An 18253-nucleotide genomic window follows, 5' to 3' on the forward strand; every position below is an offset into this window, starting at 1 on the left:
TGTTTTTTTATGAATTTTTGATGCCTATTGTTTCTGAATAATTCCAAGTCACTGTATATTCGTCAACACACTAAAGTTTAGGTCGTCTCTCCATTGGCACTCACCTGACGAAGTCTTGCTTCGCCTTTTGCCGTAACGCTCACCACCATGGCTTTTGACCATAGCAGCTTACGGTGGTTTGAAGCCTCCACCTGTATGGCGGCTCCGAGGGGCCCACCCTCATCTTCAGTTAAGCAAGCTCAGTGTTGCTTTTGCAGCACTGAGCGTCTGACACACAAGCGTCCCCCTGCCATCCCCTAAGATATATCACCATCATTCACAAAAAGTTCATCGACTGTGGTGTTAAGTATAGAAGCTAATTTAAAAGCCAATTGTAAGGTAGGGTCATACTTGTTATTTTCAATGGCATTTATTGTCTGTCTTGTCACTTTACAACGTTTTGCTACTTCCTCTTGCGATAGATTTAAAGATTTTCTTAGTTCCTTAATTCGATTCTTCATCTACCCACCATATTTCTTCTTATAGTAAAATAATGTAATTAGATACATACCTGATATTATTATGAGTAATGCTGCAGGCTCAATACTTGTATATGTTTTATCCGTCCAGATGGTAAAGTAAATGGATTTTCCAGTTTCAAATATCAACCAAAAAATAACAGTAGCAAAAGCATAAGACTGGGCTTTCATTTTGATTAAATCTTTTCTTTCATCACCCAATTGTGGCAATGTTACAAGTGTTGCAATAATTAGAACTACACAGATCACCAACCAGGACAAGAAAGCGATATAAATCCAATCCATAAATCTGCTCCTCCTTATCTTTATGGTGTAAAAAACTTTTTACATTTTTCATTGTATTTTATCAGCCGTAAAATGTCAAATGTTTTTTACACTTTTAAGTAATATCGACGTTGGATCTTCAAAAACTCCATCATCTAATCCGTCAACTCACCCTTATCTACCTTCACCCCCCGACCTGTTACCACCAACATAAAAAAAAGGGTTTCCAAGCAGTAGAACCTCTGGCCGCAAAGGCGCCAGAAAAGTTCAATGCTCGGAAGCCCTTTATTTATATAGCATTTTCAAAAGCCTTACTTTTTTCCCCTTGACATCCGCTAATGGCTTAGAAGGTGGCAAGCGAAGCGTCCCCTTGCCATCTTCTTGATGAAAATTTGATGAAAACAATCCTGTAAGATGAACTATGATTAAACGCTCCAAATGGAAGTCAAAGGATCAAAAACTCTATACAAGGGGTGAAAAGGAAATTGCCAAATAAAAAAATAGTAAGTTTTTTCCTCACCCTAGCTCTGCTTGGTCCGCCATTGAATAGTGCTTTAGCGGAAGTGCATGATAACATCCCATCAGCTACATCCATTGTTACCTTTACAACGATGTCTATACCTGAATCTTCAAGCAGTCCTCGCTCTTCTAATGAATCAGCACAGAATGAATCGGCGCCTAGCGGTACAACTGAAAGTGCTACTGTTGTTATTGTCAACGGTGAAGAACAACTTGCTGGCATTGAAACTGTAAAAATGGAAGATAACAAAGTACTTGTCTCAATAGAAGTAGATGAAAATGTTATCAATCAAAAAATTACAGAAATTATTGAACAAAGAATGCTCCAACCTTTAGATGCACCACAACAGAACATTGTAGAAATTCCTGTTAGTAATCAAAATGCTGATCAAATCGTTATCAACTTGACCCAAAATATGGTGAAAGCCATGGCCGATGAAGGCTTTAGACTCTCCATCAATAGCGGAAATACCAATTTTATCGTTCCTACACAAGAATTTGCACCTGAAGAAATTAGTAAAATTATTGGCACAACAGTAACAGATGTAACTGTCAACATCACCATAGAAAAAACAGATGCTCAGAAAACAGAAGAAATCAAGGAAAAAGCCAAAGAACAAGGTCTTGAAGTCTTAACGGCACCTATCCATTTTACCATTTCAGTAACAGGAAAGGATAGTCAAGGTCAGGTTCACAGCGTCAGGCTGTCTCAATATAGTCAATACACCCAACGGATAATCAAAATTCCCGAAGGTGTAGACTCATCCAAAATTACAACAGGGATTTATTACAATACTGATGGCTTTTTGTCCCACATCCCTACTGAAGTTTTTACCGACAACAATGGGAACTGGTATGCTACAATGAATTCATTAACAGACTCAGACTATACCGTCGTCTATAACCCTGTAACTGTTGAAGCGGTTGCCAATCATTGGTCAAAAGACCATGTCAACGATATAGCATCCCGCTTGATTATCAAGAATCCTGCAACTTTTCAGCCCGACCAGGCTATTACGCGCGGTGAATTCGCCGAGTACATCACCAAGGCCCTAGGAATTTATCGTACTCAAAAAGCTCGAGAAGGTATTTTCAGTGACATAGAAAGCCATCACCCCCTGGGTGATGCAATTACCATTGCCTCTGATTACAATCTTATACAAGGTTATCCCGATAGAACCTTCCGTTCCCATAATATCATTACACGCGAAGAAGCTATAAACTTATATGCTAGAGCCATGACAATCGTTGCCTTGGAAAAGGAACGGAATCAGCTTATTGAAAATTACAGTGACAAAGAAAAAATCTCCCCCTGGGCCTATGATGGCGTACACAAAGTCATCAGCGCTGGAATTTTTAAAGGAAAAACAAGCGAAACTATAAACCCACAAGATATTTTTACCTACGCAGAAGCAGCTACAGCCATTAGAAATCTTTTGACAGAAGCCACCTTGATCAATCAATAAGAAAAAATGAAAAATGAATCAAAAAGCCCCTGAAGCTGGCAAAATGATATGCTCCCCTTGTGGTAGACAGTTAAAATAAAAAAACTGTCCACCATAAGGAGGAGCATATCAAAAAGGCCGATCAGTGGCTTTTTCTATTACTTCTTTCCATTTCTTTTTTTTTTACCAACTGTCGATGGTAAAATAGAGTATAGTAAAAGTGGACCATGAGGCTTCCTATCAACAGCAGTCCTACGACAGGGACGATAGTTACATGGTATTTCCCCGTAGATAGACACAGGAGGGAGCAAAAGTGATCTCGGCAATACTTATAGATGATATGAGACCAGCTCTGCGGGAGCTGGAATATTTACTGAAAAAGTATCCAGACATTTTTATTACAGGCGTCTACACAGATCCCATAACAGCCCTTGAGAAGGTTGGGGAACAAAAGCCCCAAGTTGTTTTTCTAGATATTCACATGCCCCAACTACAAGGCATCGATGCTGGCTCAAAGATATTAGATTTAAGTCCCCAGACAGATATTGTCTTTGTAACGGCCTTCGATCAGTATGCTTTAGAAGCTTTTGAACTCCATGCGCTGGACTATTTGCTAAAGCCGATTGACGAAAAACGCTTGGAAAAGACGATTGCCCGTTTGCGTCAGAAGAGTTACATGTCCAAGGAGCAACCAGCAAAAAATTTGCTCATCCGTTGCTTCGGGCGCTTTCAGCTACGCTGGTACGGCCAGGTACCTGTTAAGTGGCGCTCAGAAAAAAACCGAGAGCTTTTTGCCTATCTGCTACAAAATGCAGAGCGGAGTATCTCAAAAGATGAGCTCTTAGATCAGCTTTGGCCAGAAGGAGACCATACAAAAGCCCTTCGTCAGCTCTATAATGGCATTTACTATATTCGCAAGACTTTGCAGGACTACGGGATCGATCACAGCCTGATTAGCATCGACAGCACCTATAACTTGAATCTCGGGCCGGTTGATCTAGATGTGAGCTATTATGATGAATTTGAAAAGGGCCATTATACTGAAAGCATCGAGGCGCTAGAAGGATTAGAGGCTCTTTATCAGGGCGATTATTTGGAAACTGAATATTATTCATGGGCTGATTTTGAGAGAGAGAGACTGAGTATTTTGCACCTGCAATGCCTGACCAAGCTTGCCCAGCTCTACCTTAAACAAAAGGACTTTGCCAAAGCAGAAAGCAAATTGCTCAAAGCCTATAGGAGAAACCCCTATGAAGAAAGGGTTACGGAGCTTTTGCTCAGACTTTACATAATAACAGGAGAAAAAACAAAAGCCATCAAGCAGTTTGAAGCTTATTCTACGTTGATAAAGGATGAACTTGGGATCAAGCCCAGCCAAGAGCTCGTTGCGCTGTACCAAGTAGTAACAGATAAAAGATAAGCTTGAACTAGAATGAAAATGCAATATCTCTTTTGGGAGCCCTCGGTCTGTTACGTTTGGCAGCTGGGCTTTTTTTTATAAGCTTTTTTGATGAAAATTTGATGAAAACGTCTTGGTAGAATCAAGTTAATTCCTGTACCTGCTTTGCTCAGCACAACGGGATAAGCTGTAAAACACGTACGCAGAGTAGAGCAAAGCAACTAAGCAAAGATTTTCCATTATTGACCGGGAAGGAGGAGGTGAGTGTAGTATTGTTCTTTCCACGGCAACCTTTGCATACTTTTTGAAAAGGAGAGATCTTTTCCGTGAAAAAGTTAATCATTGTTATAGCAACTTTATTTCTGGTCTTTTCGGTTGCAGGAGCAGCTTCCGCAGCAACAGCTGACAGCACAGTAACGTTCAGAACTGAAAGTGCAGCTGTGGGTATGTCCGTAGGCGATGTAGATGTAGGTGTAGTTAAATTTGGAGATTTCGAAACTGGTACTATTGGTCTAACATTTACAAATATAGCCATTGATTACAATCTTAAAGCATCGGTAGAACCAGGTGATCCTAATGATTGGGGAGAACTAGGTTTAACATTAATAACGGATGATAGCATTCCTCTTGCAGGTCAAGTGGCTATTAATTTTGCAACACAACAGAGTGCAGGTTCTCCGAGGGTGGTAACAACTATTGCTGAAGGAACTACAAGCCGTAATATAGACTTTGAGCTAACATTAGGCCCCCGTGGTTCAGTGCCCTATGATACAGAATTTGACATAAAAGTTGATTGGGAGTTACAACCAGTGAATTTTTAAGATAAACCCATCTCAAAGAAAAAAGTTTGAGATGGGTCCTTTTTGTACGCTGACACCAATTGTTCCATAAGGAGTGGCTAAATTGAGAAAAAAAACATTTTTTACAATGCTATTATTCTTTTTTTTAATACCCCTTCATGCTCATGCAGATGAGGGCAAAGGTTTTTTAGTCGGCCCATCAAGAATTGAAGCAGAGCAACCTTTAACACCTGGGAACACTTATCATCTTCCTCCTCACACCGTATACAATAACACAGCCAACAAGATGCAGGTAACCGTCAGTATAAATGAACAAGGGGAGGGCTTACTGGCCCCTCCGAAGTGGTTTGAACACACTCCCGCCAATCAAGAGGTACTGTCAGGAGAAACAGGCGAATTTGCAAGCACGATAACAGTACCAAAAGATGCTGAACCAGGCCATTACATCGCATGGTTCAGGTTTTACGGCGAACCGTCACAAAGGGGTGCTTTTACACACACTTTTGCTTTGAGCGTTCCTTTTTTGTTTGAAGTGTTACATGCCGAACAGGCCGATTCTACTGCGAGTTATACGGAACAAGAAATTATTTTGGAAATAGGTTCAAGTACAGCCATTGTTCAGGGTAAAGAGTTCACCCTTGATGCACCGCCCTATATAAACTCTGCAACTTCTAGAACCATGGTACCCCTTCGATATGTTAGTGAACAGTTGCAAGCTGTGGTGCAGTGGGTACCAGAATCACAGCAGGTAATCATCCATACCGAAGAAGTAGAAATTGTTTTAGCCAAGGATTCTGAAAGAGTTCTTATAAATGGCGTCGAATTCACCTTAGACAGTCCATTAGCAATCAAAAACGGTAGAGCTTTTGTTCCGTTACGATTTGTAAGCGAGGTCTTAGATGCTACTGTGCAATGGAAAGCCGAAGAACAGCGTATCATTATTAAAAGGGTGTCGTTAAGGGGATAGACCAAGTAACCTCTGTACCCCTATTGGGACTGCTACTGATTTGAAGGCCTTTTCCATAAAGCTTCTTAAGCCTGTTGTCTATATTGGACAGACCAATACCGCCTTCTGACTCATCTGTAAAAAGACTTCTTAATTTATCCTGCTCCATCCCTACACCATCATCTTTTACCTGAAAGAGCAACATCTCTTTATCCTTTTTGATAGAGATTTCAACTCGACCTCCTTCTCTTTTTGGCAGTATACCGTGGAGTATGGCATTTTCCACCACTGGTTGCAGCATCAATATGGGGACTTTAACCTCTGCGTCATCGGGATAGCAAAGGCTCACTTCAAGGCGTTCCTCATGCTGTGCCTTTTCTATATGCAGGTATGCCTTTACCAGCTCAATTTCTTGCTTTAAAGGGACAACCTGGCTTAATCCCTTAAAGTCGAAGCTACACCTAAGATAATTGCTGAAATCCACCAAAAGCTTTCTCGCCTGCTCCACGTCATAACGGGAGATGGAAATGAAGGTATTGATGGCATTGTATAAGAAATGAGGCTTAATCTGAGCTTGTAAAAAGGCCAACTCGGAAGCGATTGACTTGTCCACTGACTGTTTTAGCTGAATAAGGATATTTACTCTTGCCAGAAGCTCTTCTGTATCAAAGGGCTTGGCAAGATAGTCATTGGCACCAGATTCTATACCCATTACGATATCCTGCGTTGAGGTCCTAGCTGTCAACATCAAAATAGGTATCTCAGAAATTGTATAATTCTTCCTAATCTTACGGCAGATCTCATAGCCTGACAATCCTGGCATCATGACGTCAAGAATAATGAGAGATAAATTTTTTTCCCTTTTAAATTCTTCGAAGAAAGACTCACTGGAAGTAACTGCGGTAATTGCGTAGTTTTCCATTTTTAGAATATTGGTAAGAGCCATCAGATTGGCTTCATTATCATCTAGCACCATAATCTTAGGACCCCTCCCCTGATGTCTGAAGGGGAATTCATCAATATACGTTTGGTTGTATCCAGCAGCTATTTCTTCTGCTGTTTCAAACTTCCATTCTTTCTCCTTGGAAGATGAAAGTTCCGTTGAGACTGGTACAGTAACATAGAATTTTGAACCTTCTCCAACTTTAGATGCAACCCATATTTTTCCGCCATGGGCTTCAACCAGATATCCAGTAATAGGAAGCCCCAGTCCTGTACCTCTGTTTTTTCTAGTAAGGGAATCTTCCAGCTGTAAAAAGTGTTGAAATATTTCGTTAAGCTTGTCGTCGGGAATGCCGATTCCTGTATCCTCCACACAAATTTCCACCATTTCACCCGTTTTGGTAGCTGATACTTTGATGTATCCTGCTTCAGTGAATTTTATAGCATTGCCCATAAGATTGTACAGAATCTGCAGCAATCTGTTTTCATCCACATAAATATAGGGGAGGTCATCAGGAATGTCTATCAACATTTCTATCCTTTCAGATTTATTTAACCCTCCAAGGACTTTTACAACACCTTCAACAGTGCGTTTCAGATTCACAGGCTGAGGTGTCAATTTTAGATCAAAGTTTTTGATTTTGGCATAATCTAGAATGTCATTGATCAAATTGGTAAGACGTTTACCACTACTTATAATCGTGTCAAGAGCTGCCTTCTGGTTTTTATTGACAACCCCTTCGGATCCTCTAGATACTCCGTCTGCAATGCTTATCATAGCATTGAGGGGTGTCCTCAGTTCATGAGAAGTATTGGCAAGAAATTCATCCTTTAGCTTGTCTAGCTTCATTAGCTTTTCCGACAACATTTTTGTGTCTTGAAAGGCTTGTGAAAATCTTCTTGCCAGAATAAAGGCATTTAAGAACAGCATAATTAAAAATCCCAGGGATGAAAATTCACCAAAACCATGAAATATGATGTTGTTATGGTAAAGTATGTCATGAACACCAACCAATACACCGATAAAAGTTCCAATTAGTATAAGGATAGAGTCGCTCTTTAAATTCGAATAGGCTTTTATAGTGCAAGTTATTGTATAAAGAACTATAACCAATACTATAGCTTCAGCAAAAAAAGCAAGCTTTGTGAATAAGCTTATGGGTATTAACACCGTAACTATGGACATTACAAAGGCATAAAGTACAAATGCCCTAAGCACCTTTTTTGAAAATTGTTCTGGAAAAAGCTTGCCTATAAGCAGGGCAAAGACAACTGGAAACCAGTAAGCTGAAAGGTAATCTATGGTAACTTTATGGTAATAGGTAATCCAGGTGAAAATATTGCTTATAGAGTAATCCCCATATATTACAACCCTTGCCATAGCAATAATACACAACAAAACAAAGTATAAGCTGCTCTTATCCTCCCGTCTCATAGAGAAAATGCTAAGATAATAGAGTGCCATAATAAAGAATGCTCCAATTAAGAACAAATCTTTATAGGCTATATTTCGGTCATATGCTTTAATGCCATCTACAGAACCCATATAGATGGGATACCAAAGACCTCCACGAGCATAAGAAAAATTTGAAACCTGAATAATAATATCAAAATTACTTGTTTGTGGAGTGAAATCAAAAGTAACAGGTCGGTATTCTGGTATAAAGTTAGCTTTGTTCGCACTGACTTGACCATTCGACGCAAGCAATTGATCATCTATGTAAAGACTATAGGCAGTGGAAACTGTAGGCATTCTTATAGATAGGGGTTGTCCTTCATGAGCGTTGATAACTTTCAATCTATAAGTTGCATATCCAAAGCCCGGCAGGTTCTTGTCATTGACTGTATAAGCATTCCATACTTTAGGTACTTGGGCCATCAAATCAGGTTCTACGTTGTTATTATGATTATGAAGATCATCGTAAGTAAGCAGTTTTGACCAGTAAAATTCCCATTCACCATTAAGGCTCATCATGCTATCATCGGTACTTGGATTCCAACCAGCAAGGTCTAGAGTACCGTCGTCAATGTTTTTTAGGGGATTGTAACCTTTTGCAAGTATGTAAAATGACCCCAATAGTAGGCTAACAATAATGAAACTCACTATGGCTTGTCTGTATATTTTTTTATTTTTGAATAATCTCAAAGTGCCACCTCACTTCTAGGCTCAGCACCAATAAAAAAACATCTCATGTGACTTTTATAGCACGAGATGTTTCTTCTGCATTATTCTCTATTTCCCTTCTTTTGCAAGCAAAGTGTCCTCCTGTCACCGACGCCTGCCCATCGATTTACTCTTCTTGTGCCGTTCTTGGAGCTATATTTACAATAAAATCTCTAACAAATTATTTCGATAGGAACAGGCTGCATCTTAAGAAGATACTCTGCACTCATTAAATCCATTTCTGCAAACTTTCGCCATTCCTTTGCACTTGTTACATTATCCATAGACCACCATACCTTCCTGCGCTATTTGGCGCTCTATAGATGGAGTATACTTTCGTTGATCGGATTTGTTTTTCTTGCTAACTATTACATCTACTGGCATTGTTTTTTTATCCCTAATTGCTTTGTTTATCAGTTTCATCGCATCGATTTCTCGAATATCAGCATCCTCTTTTATTACAACAAAAATATCTAAGTCTGAATCAGCATGTGGTGTACCAGTTGCATAGGAACCGAAAAGAAATATCTGTTCCACAGGGACAATCCTTATAATAGCGTCTATAAGTATTTGTAATTCTTCCTGTATTATCTTATCCAACCTCAACACCTCCGCTTGCTTTCCATTTCCACTAATTTTAATACAGTAATTGCCAATAGTCAATAATTTGATAGGTGCGTGTCAGGGGTACTTTTATTGATATGACATGACGTCCTGAGTCATACACCATCTACCCTATCTCCTCAACCCCTTCAAAAATCCCCATCATCTAATCCGTCAACTCACCCTTCTACCTTCACCTCCCGACCTGTTACCACCAACATAAAAAACAAGGGTTTCCAAGCACCTAGAACCGCTGGCCGTAAAACGCCCAAAAAGTTCAATACTCGGAAACCCTTTATTTATAGGCATTTTCAACTGCCTTACTTCTCATCCCTTGACATCAATACCACACACTCGAGGTGACCTGTCTGCGGAAACAGATCAACAGGCGTAACCTTTTTGATAGACCATCCTCGCTGCGTTAGAAAAATCGTATCACGAACTAGACTGGCTGGATCGCAGCTTACATAGACAATTCGTTGTGGATTCATGGCATCGACAGCGGCCAATACTGTTTCAGAACAGCCTTTGCGCGGTGGATCGAGGAGACAGACATCGTAGGTGACGCCTTCCTCTACGAAAGCAGGCAAAAGTTCTTCTACTTTGCCAGCAAGAAATTCTACATGACCCACCTCATTGCGCAGGGCGTTTTCCTTGCCATCTTCTACAGCTTGTACAACTTCTTCAACACCTGTAACAGAGCGACAATGGGGCGCTACATAAAGACTGATGGATCCCACACCACAGTATGCATCAAGTACCTTTTCATTTCCTGTCAATTGAGCAGCCTCTAAAACCAGCTGGTACAGTCGATCGCTTTGCTCTGGATTCACTTGTAAAAAACTCGCTGGACCGACTTGTAATTCCAAGGCTTTTTCTGTGGAACTCTCTATATTTTCAAGAAGCATCTTTTCTCCCAGATAAAAGGGGAAATATTCTCCTAGAACAGGTCCTTTATCATTTTTATTACGATTGATGTAGAAAGACTGCAAAGACGGTTCTTCTTTCATCAGCTTTTGGGCCAGTTCTCCACAGAGATCTTGATAATTCTTTTTCCAACGCTCTAAGACTAGAATCATCATCAAGGAAGTGGCTTGTTCTGCAGAATCATCACTGGAAGAACGAACTGATTTGATCAAGACATGCTTAATGGGCAATTTTTTCTCGCGATCAACAGCAGGAAGAAAAGTACGAAAGAGCTTGAGCAAGCGGGAAAAAACAGGAGGAATCAATAGACAGCCATCATACTCTATCAATTGCCGACTGGCTCGGCGATAATAGCCTATCTGAAGAGGCTTTCCGACTTGCCAAGTTACATGCATCTGTACCTTATTACGATAATTCCAAGGATTCGTTGCACCTACGATAGGATCGATAGGTAGATCATAAAAAGAGCCGAGACGTTGAAAAGTATCTTTCAAAGACTGCTCTTTCAACTGTAACTGTCTTTGATAATCCATCATCTGTAATTGACAACCACCACATTGCCCAAAAACCGGACAAGGAGCTTTTATTCTTTCCTGCGCTGGTTCTATCACTTCGAGAAGCTCTGCACGACCATACTTTTTTTTGACTTCACGGATCTTCGCTTTTACTCGATCCCCAATAAAGGTATAAGGGATAAAAAGGGCCATGCCATTATGCCGCGCGACTCCTTCCCCCTGTAAAGTTTCACCTACAATTTCAAAGCTATCTACGTGACCAACTCTTATCAGATCTGCTTGATTCAATTCTTTCATTGTTGGTTCCCATTCCTTTCCTGACTCTCATAGAAAATTCTACATTTCATGGACCTTATGATACCATTTCATCTTTACAAGCATGTTCAAATGCTAATTCATGGAAAATCGAACCCCTTTTGTTTAGCCTTTATCGGTAGAAGTGATACTAACAGCATGAGTGAACAATATTCTTTCGAAGATGGCCAAGCCTACGATGATCTCTATCACTGGATCTGGCAATTTCGAAAAATTCTATCGGGAGACTGTGCTCGTCAGGAACGACAACTTCCCATTTCAGACCAATACATCGATTTAAGCAAAGGCCTTTTACTGGAAGACCCTGCTATTTTAGAGCCAATCATCCTTCCTGAGCTTGATTGTGTCACTGTTGCCTTTGAGCAACTTCTTCAGGCTATGGCTGAACACCGCTGGGTTAGAGTTCGCTATGGCATTAATGAGTTTCTAAAAGTCTATCTCTATCATATCCTGCAGAGCACCTCAACAGAAGATACAAAAAAAGAAACAACTCGTTATTTGTCGGTCATTCGACATATTTTTGAATACGGTCTCTCGCCTTCCTTTCCTTTTACAGAAAGCTTATGGTCTTTTTTAAGTACCTGCTTAGAAACAACAGGTCTAACTCTCGCTCGATATGACCAATGGCAAGCCATTGAAGTCTTGTTATTGGAGACAGCCACAATGGGTCGACTAGCTGCTCGTGAAGGTTTACAAACAGCGCCGCTTCAACATTTTTTTCGCCGTCTGGAAAATCAATGTCGCCTCCAAGGTGATGAAGAAAAGAAAATCGCCAACCTCGCTCGCAACCTGCGCTTTAACCTGGAGGTGTGAGGTGCTACTGTGTTTTCACTAGAACAATTTCTATCTTTTCTCGGCTCGGCGGCTGCAGGCTTATTAACGCTGCTCGGCTCAACAGGTATCTTCGTCTCTTTGGTCGTTCAGCGACGAATGGAGCGTTTGCAGACCATTTTAGAAGATTTCCTTGAACTTCCTTATTCAGAAAACAAAAATTTAGCCGGTTCTATGGTTCATCTTGTTCGAAAATATCAAATGCACTATCTTTTTCCCAATCGGCCCGGTCGTACCATACTTTTGTATCTTGACTTTACGCTTACCATCATTGCTACTTTATGGCTTACGATTTTAGTATTAACCTTTGAATGGCCCCTGCAGCCTTTTTTTTGGTTTCAATGCCTACTTCTACTCTTAATCTCTGGCAATATTTATCTTTTTCGTCGACTTTTACAACAGACCATTAGCCCTACAGAAAACCCACTTTTTAACCCCATTATTCCAGCACCCTATCGACTGCGAAGCATCTCTTACCTTTCACGGTATGTAAATGTTTCGGTAAAATCGGTGTTACAGCAAGCTAGATTTGCTTTAGCAATTACGGAAAAAGGAGAATTGCGCCTAAAGCAAGAGCTGTCCTTTGATGATTTCTACTATTTTCTATACTGCCATGAAAAAGAGTTCATCGCTTGGGGAGAGCTACGTCTGCACTTTCCATCTGATCCAATCACGAAAAAACCAATCCCGCTTCAACGAAATATAGAAATTCCACTGGCGCAACTCTCGGAAGAGACCATGGGCTCACCGCAGGACATTCTTCATATCACTTTCTATGTTTTTCCCCAAGGTGAAAAACATCCTATACAGTATGACTTTCTCTTGAACCAGGAAGATAGAAGCTACCACTCACGGCCTTTTCCAGAAATGACAGTGCAATCTTCCATTGTCTTTCAAGTGAAAGAAAAGCAGTTGTTCCTCTTAGAAGGAGAAAATCAATTGCCTCACCACACTCTGTACACCCATACCTACCAATGGGATGGCCAACGCTATTACAGCGAAAAACCGGCAGAGGGTAAACCCTGCCGGTGTGTCGCATCACCTGAGATATGCTAGCGATTTCTCTGTAGAAACCGTCCTGGATACTGTTCTACCTGTTGACCTTCGCTATAGAGAAGTACACCATTGACAAAAAGGTACCGCAGCGGATATTGATTTGCGTCCTCACTGGGGAGATTCGTTGCTTCTGTAGAATCAGTCATGTCCAGAATATCATCTCTTTGTACTTGATGGGGAAGGTTTCGATAGCTCGATAAAAGCCTAGGATCGATGACGGTAAGATCGGCCCATTGATCTACTTCAATGGTGCCACGATCGGTTAAACCTAAAAAGCTAGCAGGCTCTAATGATAATTTTTTTGCAGCTTCTTCCCAAGAGACGAGTCCTTGTCCCACTTGACGATGTAAATAATCGAAGATAGGATTCTCATCGGTTCTTCCCGAAAGATCCCAATGCGTCGTTAAAAAAGTATAGGGTGACATAATAAATCGGTCATAGCGCTCCGGCTGAAAAAAGCGCACAACAACTTGTACAGAACCACGGGCCATTAAAGTTTGCGCTGTCGTCGCAACATCGCTTGAGCGCTCCATGGCCACCTCTGCTAAAGTTTTTCCAATGAGATTTGATTCGTTCTGACCATCGACAGCAACGATCTCAATCATTGAGGCAGGGTAACGCGCGAAAGCTCTTTGTAAAGGTTGACGCAGCCCCTCGCCTTGCGTCGCAGAAGGGTAGAAAACCATTCGAATAAACTGGCTTTCCTGCGCTTCCTGCAGAATTTCCGTAAGCACAGCAACCAAGCTTTCTTCAGCAGTAGCCAGATAGTCCCAAGGTGTTAACAAAATTGTAACCTCGGTCTCTTCTTGTAATCTGATTAACCGCTGTAACAAAGCCACAGGATCTTGTGGATCTAAGGGCATGGAAAGAATCAATACCTTATCCTGTTCTTTCAATATAGTGGCTAATATTCTCACATCATCATAGGTTAACTTTCTGCCCGGCGCTTGATCAAAGTCGATATAAAGACCCATCGCACCGGCTGCCATCGCTTTTTGAACTTCTCTCTGAAGCTCATAATTGACGAGTCCATGATTCTGGGCCAGTTGATAGCTATTATACAGAAAATCATGCTCCTCCATCAAAGCATCTCCATAGTCTAAATCATAAAAGAGGTCATAGGGCTCAAGAAACTCGGCCAGCCCTTTATACCCTGTCACCAAAGCACGATTGACAGGCCAGGGGTTTTTCCCTTGCCTTTGTAACACGGAGATTCCATGATCCGAACTCAATTCACCAAAACCAGCCAAAACTGACGTAACGCCTTGTTGTACTAGCTTTTCAAAGTCCTGGCCCTGAGCCCGATCCAGATCAGCCGGTGAGTAAAGATCAACAAATCCGGGCAGGATGTACAAGTCAGTGGCATCTATGACTTGTACATGAGCAGGTGGCTCAATAATTCCTATGAATCGGATCTTCCCTTTGCGCAAAGCTATATCACCTTGATATATTTCGCCACCGGTACCATCAATGATTGTACCGTTTTTTAGGACGTAATCATAGTCAAAAGCGCGCTCACCCAACTCAATTCCGTATTCATCTAGTAGAGCTACGCCACCATAGATCGCAGCAAAAGATAGCGCAAACAGTATCAACAAGGCTGTTGTTAGAATGAGTAAACGCTTCAAAAGGCGCCTCCTTTCATTAGCCACCACATAAGAGTAAGGCTACTAAAATTCCACACGCCATGGGCTAGTACAGCTACCATCAAGCTCCCCTGCTGTAAAGCAGCCCGTCCGATCAGATAAGACGCACCATAAAGGGGAAGAAAACGCAAAGGATCTAGGTGAAGCAAGGCAAAAAAGAAAGACGTCAAATGAAGCGCCCACCTTGTTCCCCATCGAATTTGCAACGTTGGTAAAAGGAAGCCACGAAAAAATATTTCCTCCGCCACAGGCGCTATTACGACAATGGCCAAAGCGATTAGCACAATTTGGTATGGACGAAAGACAAAGTCTTTGAAAATATTTTCGATAAGATGAGGCGCTACAGGAAAAAGTAAACTTGTTAGCGCACCCAAAAGCAGTACCAGTAGAAAAACTTTAAGCCCTAAAGTCACTCCTTCAAAAATAGTCTTTCCGTTTATTTTCCAAGGAAGAGGCAAAGTTGACTTCTTCCCTATCCATCGGGCGCCTCCATAGGCTAGAAGGATAAAAAAAACAGCCAACGTAAGGCTTTGAAAAAACATGATTTCTGCCATACTGTTAAAGATATTAAACATAGCATTGTAATTTTCGAGACAGTGGAGTGAAATCCCTGCCCCTTAATCATATTTAAAAAATTTGGAGGAGGTGCCTTCATTTGCTTTCTTCTATTACCGTCGGCTTGGTCCTTTTTCTAGTATTGCTACTTGCAACGACAGCTTTGTTCACCTATTCAAGGTACCAACAAAAAGAAGCTCGACGGCCACAGGATACCCCGAAAAAAAGAAATTTTGCCGAAGAATTCGCCAATGATCTGACACCTTTGATACCGAAGCAAAGGTTTGATCATCAGCTTCCACCACTCCCTCATCGTTATGAGCAAGATTTTATTACATTACTATCTCGATCACCCTACTCGCTCTACGGTTACTGGGAAGTATCGGCGCACCTAGAAGAGCAAGTTAAGAATGATTGGGACTCTCAGACTTGGACGGAAAGTCCTTTCGTGTTACGCTTCTACGATATTACCGCTACAGACAATCTTGAAGAAGCGCCCTATGAGGAGTATTACATCTCCGGTCATGATGATCACTGGTATTTTAACAAGCTACAACCAGCACACAAATATTGTTTTGCCATTGGTCGATTGTTACCAAATCGCTTTGTTCCTTTGCTCATCTCGAATGAAGCAATAACACCGGCTGATAGTCCCTCGTCTATTATCGATCCAGAGTGGCCACCGCTAGCAGGCTTAGAGGTGCTGTATGAAGTTACCAATAGGGACAAGGGTGTTTCTCCTGTAACTGGCTGGGGCATTACCTCACCAGCTGGTCCATGGAGTATTCATAAAAAAGAGCAACCCTGTAAGAGGGAGGTCGTTGGAGATTCATAAAGGAATGGTAGCCTTTGTTCTTCATGCCCATTTGCCTTTCGTACGGCATCCCGACCGTGAAGATTATTTGGAAGAACGTTGGCTTTTTGAAGCAATTACAGAATGCTATTTGCCTCTATTAAAAGTATTTGAGGGCTGGCATCGCGATGGCATACCAGCCCGTTTTACAATGACGATGAGCCCTACCCTGATGACGATGCTTGCCGATCCCTTATTGCAAGAACGTTACAGCAAGCACCTAGATAACCTTACATTATTAGGTGAACTAGAAATCGATCGAACGGAAGAAGACAGGGCTTATGCTCACCTAGCCCATCTTTATCGGCATCGTTTTTATGAAGCGCAACAAGTTTTTGAGCATCGTTATGGATGCGATCTTATCGGTGCTTTTCGAGGATTAATGCAAAAAGGCGTCATTGAAATCATCCCTTGTCCTGCTACACATGGCTATTTGCCTCTGATGCGTCTACAACAAGAAGCTCAAGTTGCCCAAATCGCTGTAGCTGTTGATACCTACGAGCATTACTTCCACCAAAAGCCAAAAGGCATTTGGCTATCTGAGTGCGCCTATCATGAAGGCTTAGAAAATCGTTTGGCACAATTCGGCATTCAATACTTTCTTACAGATGCACACGGTATCCTTTATGCCACGCCGAGACCACGCTATGGTCTCTATGCTCCCATCCAAACACCAGCTGGGGTAGCAGCCTTTGGTCGCGACCTGGAATCGTCACGGCAAGTCTGGAGCCGCGAAGAAGGATATCCAGGCGATGGCGATTATCGAGAATACTATCGAGATATAGGATTCGATTTGGACTTTGAATATGTGCGCCCCTTTATTCATCCTGAAGGATTAAGACTCCACACAGGATTTAAGTACCATCGTATTACAGAGCGAGATTCCGATCACAAAGAACCTTATGTACCCACTTGGGCTGAAGCAAAAACATCTCTCCATGCTGGCGACTTTCTCTTCAATCGAAGCAAACAAATCGAATACTTAAACCAAGTGATTCCCGATCGTGAACCGATTATCATCTGCCCTTACGATGCTGAACTTTTCGGGCATTGGTGGTACGAAGGTCCTCTCTTTCTCGATCAAGTTGGTCGCCAGGCGCAACAAGTCAGCCCTGGAATAGAATTTGTAACTCCTTCAGACTATCTGAAAAAGTACCCTCGTATCCAACCATCAACGCCTTGCGAGTCCAGTTGGGGTGCCGATGGCTACCACGAAGTGTGGTTAGAAGATAGCAACCACTGGCTCTATCGCCACCTTCACAAAGCGGCTGAAAGAATGATCGGCCTCTCCAAGGAGCGACCTCATACGGAAGGTCTGCAACGAAGAGCCCTCAATCAAATGGCTCGTGAGCTACTTCTCGCCCAAAGCAGTGACTGGGCTTTTATCATGAAAACAAATACAACTGTCCAGTATGCTATCAATCGCTCCGTATACCATCTTAATAATTGCTCATTGCTTTACGATATGGTTACCGGTGAAAAGCCTCTGCGTGAAGAACTGGTTAGCGAGCTAGAAGAAGTGAATCCAGTTTTTCCTCGCATGGATTATCGTTTGTATAGTGGACAAGTCTAGGTCTCGGTCTAGGCGGTGATGATTTGTATGTATAAACGTTTGGCGCTTGTAATTGTTGCTTCTTTGCTTTATGTTGGGTCGATTTATGTGGGCGTGAATTTGTTTTTGTACTGGGCTATGTCTAAGTGATCTTTCACGCAATTTTCATCTTTAGTTGTGCCCGACCGGGCATGCCTGGTTACTTCGAAAATAGTTACCCTGTGTTGGGGGCAGGCGTTATGAATTCCTTCCGAACGGACTCATCCCACGCCATGAGCGGCAGCAAGCTGCCGATGGCTGAGGTCTGAAGTCCTCTCTACAGGAATTCATAACGCCTGCCCTAGTTACATCTTGCTGGTTGAGACGAACCAATTGCCTATTGCAAATACAACAGCCAGTTGCG

Annotated in this window: 15 protein-coding genes; 8 read left to right on the forward strand and 7 right to left on the reverse strand. The window is 41.8% G+C overall.

Annotated features, from left to right (window positions below; all coding sequences use genetic code 11):
• Positions 1–296: 296 nt before the first annotated feature.
• Positions 297–500, reverse strand: coding sequence for a helix-turn-helix transcriptional regulator (locus tag FTV88_RS06460; RefSeq protein ID WP_153724922.1), 204 nt, complete (start codon positions 498–500; stop codon positions 297–299).
• Entirely contained in the window at positions 501–803 is a 303-nt protein-coding gene (locus tag FTV88_RS06465) for a hypothetical protein (RefSeq protein WP_153724923.1), read from the reverse strand.
• Positions 804–1267: 464 nt separating this feature from the next.
• On the opposite strand from FTV88_RS06465, the gene FTV88_RS06470 reads away from it, so the two are divergent.
• The 4 genes from FTV88_RS06470 to FTV88_RS06485 all read left to right on the forward strand — a co-directional run bounded on the left by FTV88_RS06470 (position 1268) and on the right by FTV88_RS06485 (position 5912).
• Positions 1268–2767, forward strand: coding sequence for an S-layer homology domain-containing protein (locus tag FTV88_RS06470; RefSeq protein WP_153724924.1), 1500 nt, complete (start codon positions 1268–1270; stop codon positions 2765–2767).
• 292 nt (positions 2768–3059) lie between these two features.
• Positions 3060–4166, forward strand: a complete 1107-nt coding sequence (locus tag FTV88_RS06475) for a response regulator (protein WP_153724925.1) — start codon at positions 3060–3062, stop codon at positions 4164–4166.
• Positions 4167–4471: 305 nt separating this feature from the next.
• Entirely contained in the window at positions 4472–4966 is a 495-nt protein-coding gene (locus tag FTV88_RS06480; protein WP_153724926.1) for a hypothetical protein, read from the forward strand.
• Between the two features lie 82 nt (positions 4967–5048).
• Positions 5049–5912: a copper amine oxidase N-terminal domain-containing protein gene (locus FTV88_RS06485; protein WP_153724927.1), complete on the forward strand. Its 864-nt coding sequence runs from the start codon at positions 5049–5051 to the stop codon at positions 5910–5912.
• On the opposite strand, the gene FTV88_RS06490 is transcribed toward FTV88_RS06485, so the two are convergent.
• The 3 genes from FTV88_RS06490 to rlmD all read right to left on the reverse strand — a co-directional run bounded on the left by FTV88_RS06490 (position 5887) and on the right by rlmD (position 11339).
• Positions 5887–8979: an ATP-binding protein gene (locus FTV88_RS06490; protein WP_153724928.1), complete on the reverse strand. Its 3093-nt coding sequence runs from the start codon at positions 8977–8979 to the stop codon at positions 5887–5889. The genes FTV88_RS06485 and FTV88_RS06490 overlap by 26 nt on opposite strands.
• Before the next feature lie 294 nt (positions 8980–9273).
• Complete coding sequence (locus FTV88_RS06495; RefSeq protein ID WP_243137377.1) at positions 9274–9606, reverse strand: nucleotidyltransferase family protein; 333 nt, start codon at positions 9604–9606, stop codon at positions 9274–9276.
• A 314-nt stretch (positions 9607–9920) separates the two neighbouring features.
• The gene (gene rlmD / locus FTV88_RS06500) at positions 9921–11339 is read right to left on the reverse strand and encodes a 23S rRNA (uracil(1939)-C(5))-methyltransferase RlmD (protein ID WP_153724930.1); all 1419 of its coding nucleotides are present in this window, start codon (positions 11337–11339) and stop codon (positions 9921–9923) included.
• A 156-nt stretch (positions 11340–11495) separates the two neighbouring features.
• On the opposite strand from rlmD, the gene FTV88_RS06505 reads away from it, so the two are divergent.
• Together FTV88_RS06505 and FTV88_RS06510 are read left to right on the forward strand one after the other, a co-directional pair.
• Positions 11496–12170, forward strand: a complete 675-nt coding sequence (locus FTV88_RS06505; RefSeq protein ID WP_153724931.1) for a hypothetical protein — start codon at positions 11496–11498, stop codon at positions 12168–12170.
• Between the two features lie 9 nt (positions 12171–12179).
• Entirely contained in the window at positions 12180–13244 is a 1065-nt protein-coding gene (locus FTV88_RS06510; RefSeq protein WP_153724932.1) for a hypothetical protein, read from the forward strand.
• Here the strand turns inward: FTV88_RS06510 and FTV88_RS06515 are convergent.
• Positions 13241–14872, reverse strand: a complete 1632-nt coding sequence (locus FTV88_RS06515; RefSeq protein WP_153724933.1) for an amidohydrolase family protein — start codon at positions 14870–14872, stop codon at positions 13241–13243. The two genes, FTV88_RS06510 and FTV88_RS06515, sit on opposite strands and share 4 nt — an antisense overlap.
• A complete protein-coding gene (locus tag FTV88_RS06520) occupies positions 14869–15432 on the reverse strand; it encodes a CPBP family intramembrane glutamic endopeptidase (RefSeq protein WP_162007930.1) in 564 nt (187 codons plus the stop codon). Before FTV88_RS06520 ends, FTV88_RS06515 begins: the two co-directional genes overlap by 4 nt.
• 113 nt (positions 15433–15545) lie before the next feature.
• On the opposite strand from FTV88_RS06520, the gene FTV88_RS06525 reads away from it, so the two are divergent.
• Both FTV88_RS06525 and FTV88_RS06530 read left to right on the forward strand, forming a co-directional pair.
• Entirely contained in the window at positions 15546–16280 is a 735-nt protein-coding gene (locus tag FTV88_RS06525) for a DUF4912 domain-containing protein (RefSeq protein ID WP_162007931.1), read from the forward strand.
• On the forward strand, positions 16267–17871 hold the full coding sequence (locus FTV88_RS06530; RefSeq protein WP_368277550.1) for a glycoside hydrolase family 57 protein: 1605 nt from the start codon (positions 16267–16269) through the stop codon (positions 17869–17871). The genes FTV88_RS06525 and FTV88_RS06530 overlap by 14 nt, the downstream gene beginning before the upstream one ends.
• Positions 17872–18253 lie beyond the last annotated feature (382 nt).

Origin of the sequence: Heliorestis convoluta (genome assembly GCF_009649955.1) — a bacterium.
GTDB lineage: Bacteria > Bacillota > Desulfitobacteriia > Heliobacteriales > Heliobacteriaceae > Heliorestis > Heliorestis convoluta.

Excerpts from the sequence above, each read along its gene's own strand:
- FTV88_RS06460 (WP_153724922.1), bottom strand. The coding sequence starts at position 500 with ATGAAGAATCGAATTAAGGAACTAAGAAAATCTTTAAATCTATCGCAA.
- rlmD (WP_153724930.1), bottom strand. The coding sequence starts at position 11,339 with ATGAAAGAATTGAATCAAGCAGATCTGATAAGAGTTGGTCACGTAGAT.
- FTV88_RS06505 (WP_153724931.1), top strand. The coding sequence starts at position 11,496 with ATGAGTGAACAATATTCTTTCGAAGATGGCCAAGCCTACGATGATCTC.
- FTV88_RS06520 (WP_162007930.1), bottom strand. The coding sequence starts at position 15,432 with ATGTTTTTTCAAAGCCTTACGTTGGCTGTTTTTTTTATCCTTCTAGCC.
- FTV88_RS06465 (WP_153724923.1), bottom strand. The coding sequence starts at position 803 with ATGGATTGGATTTATATCGCTTTCTTGTCCTGGTTGGTGATCTGTGTA.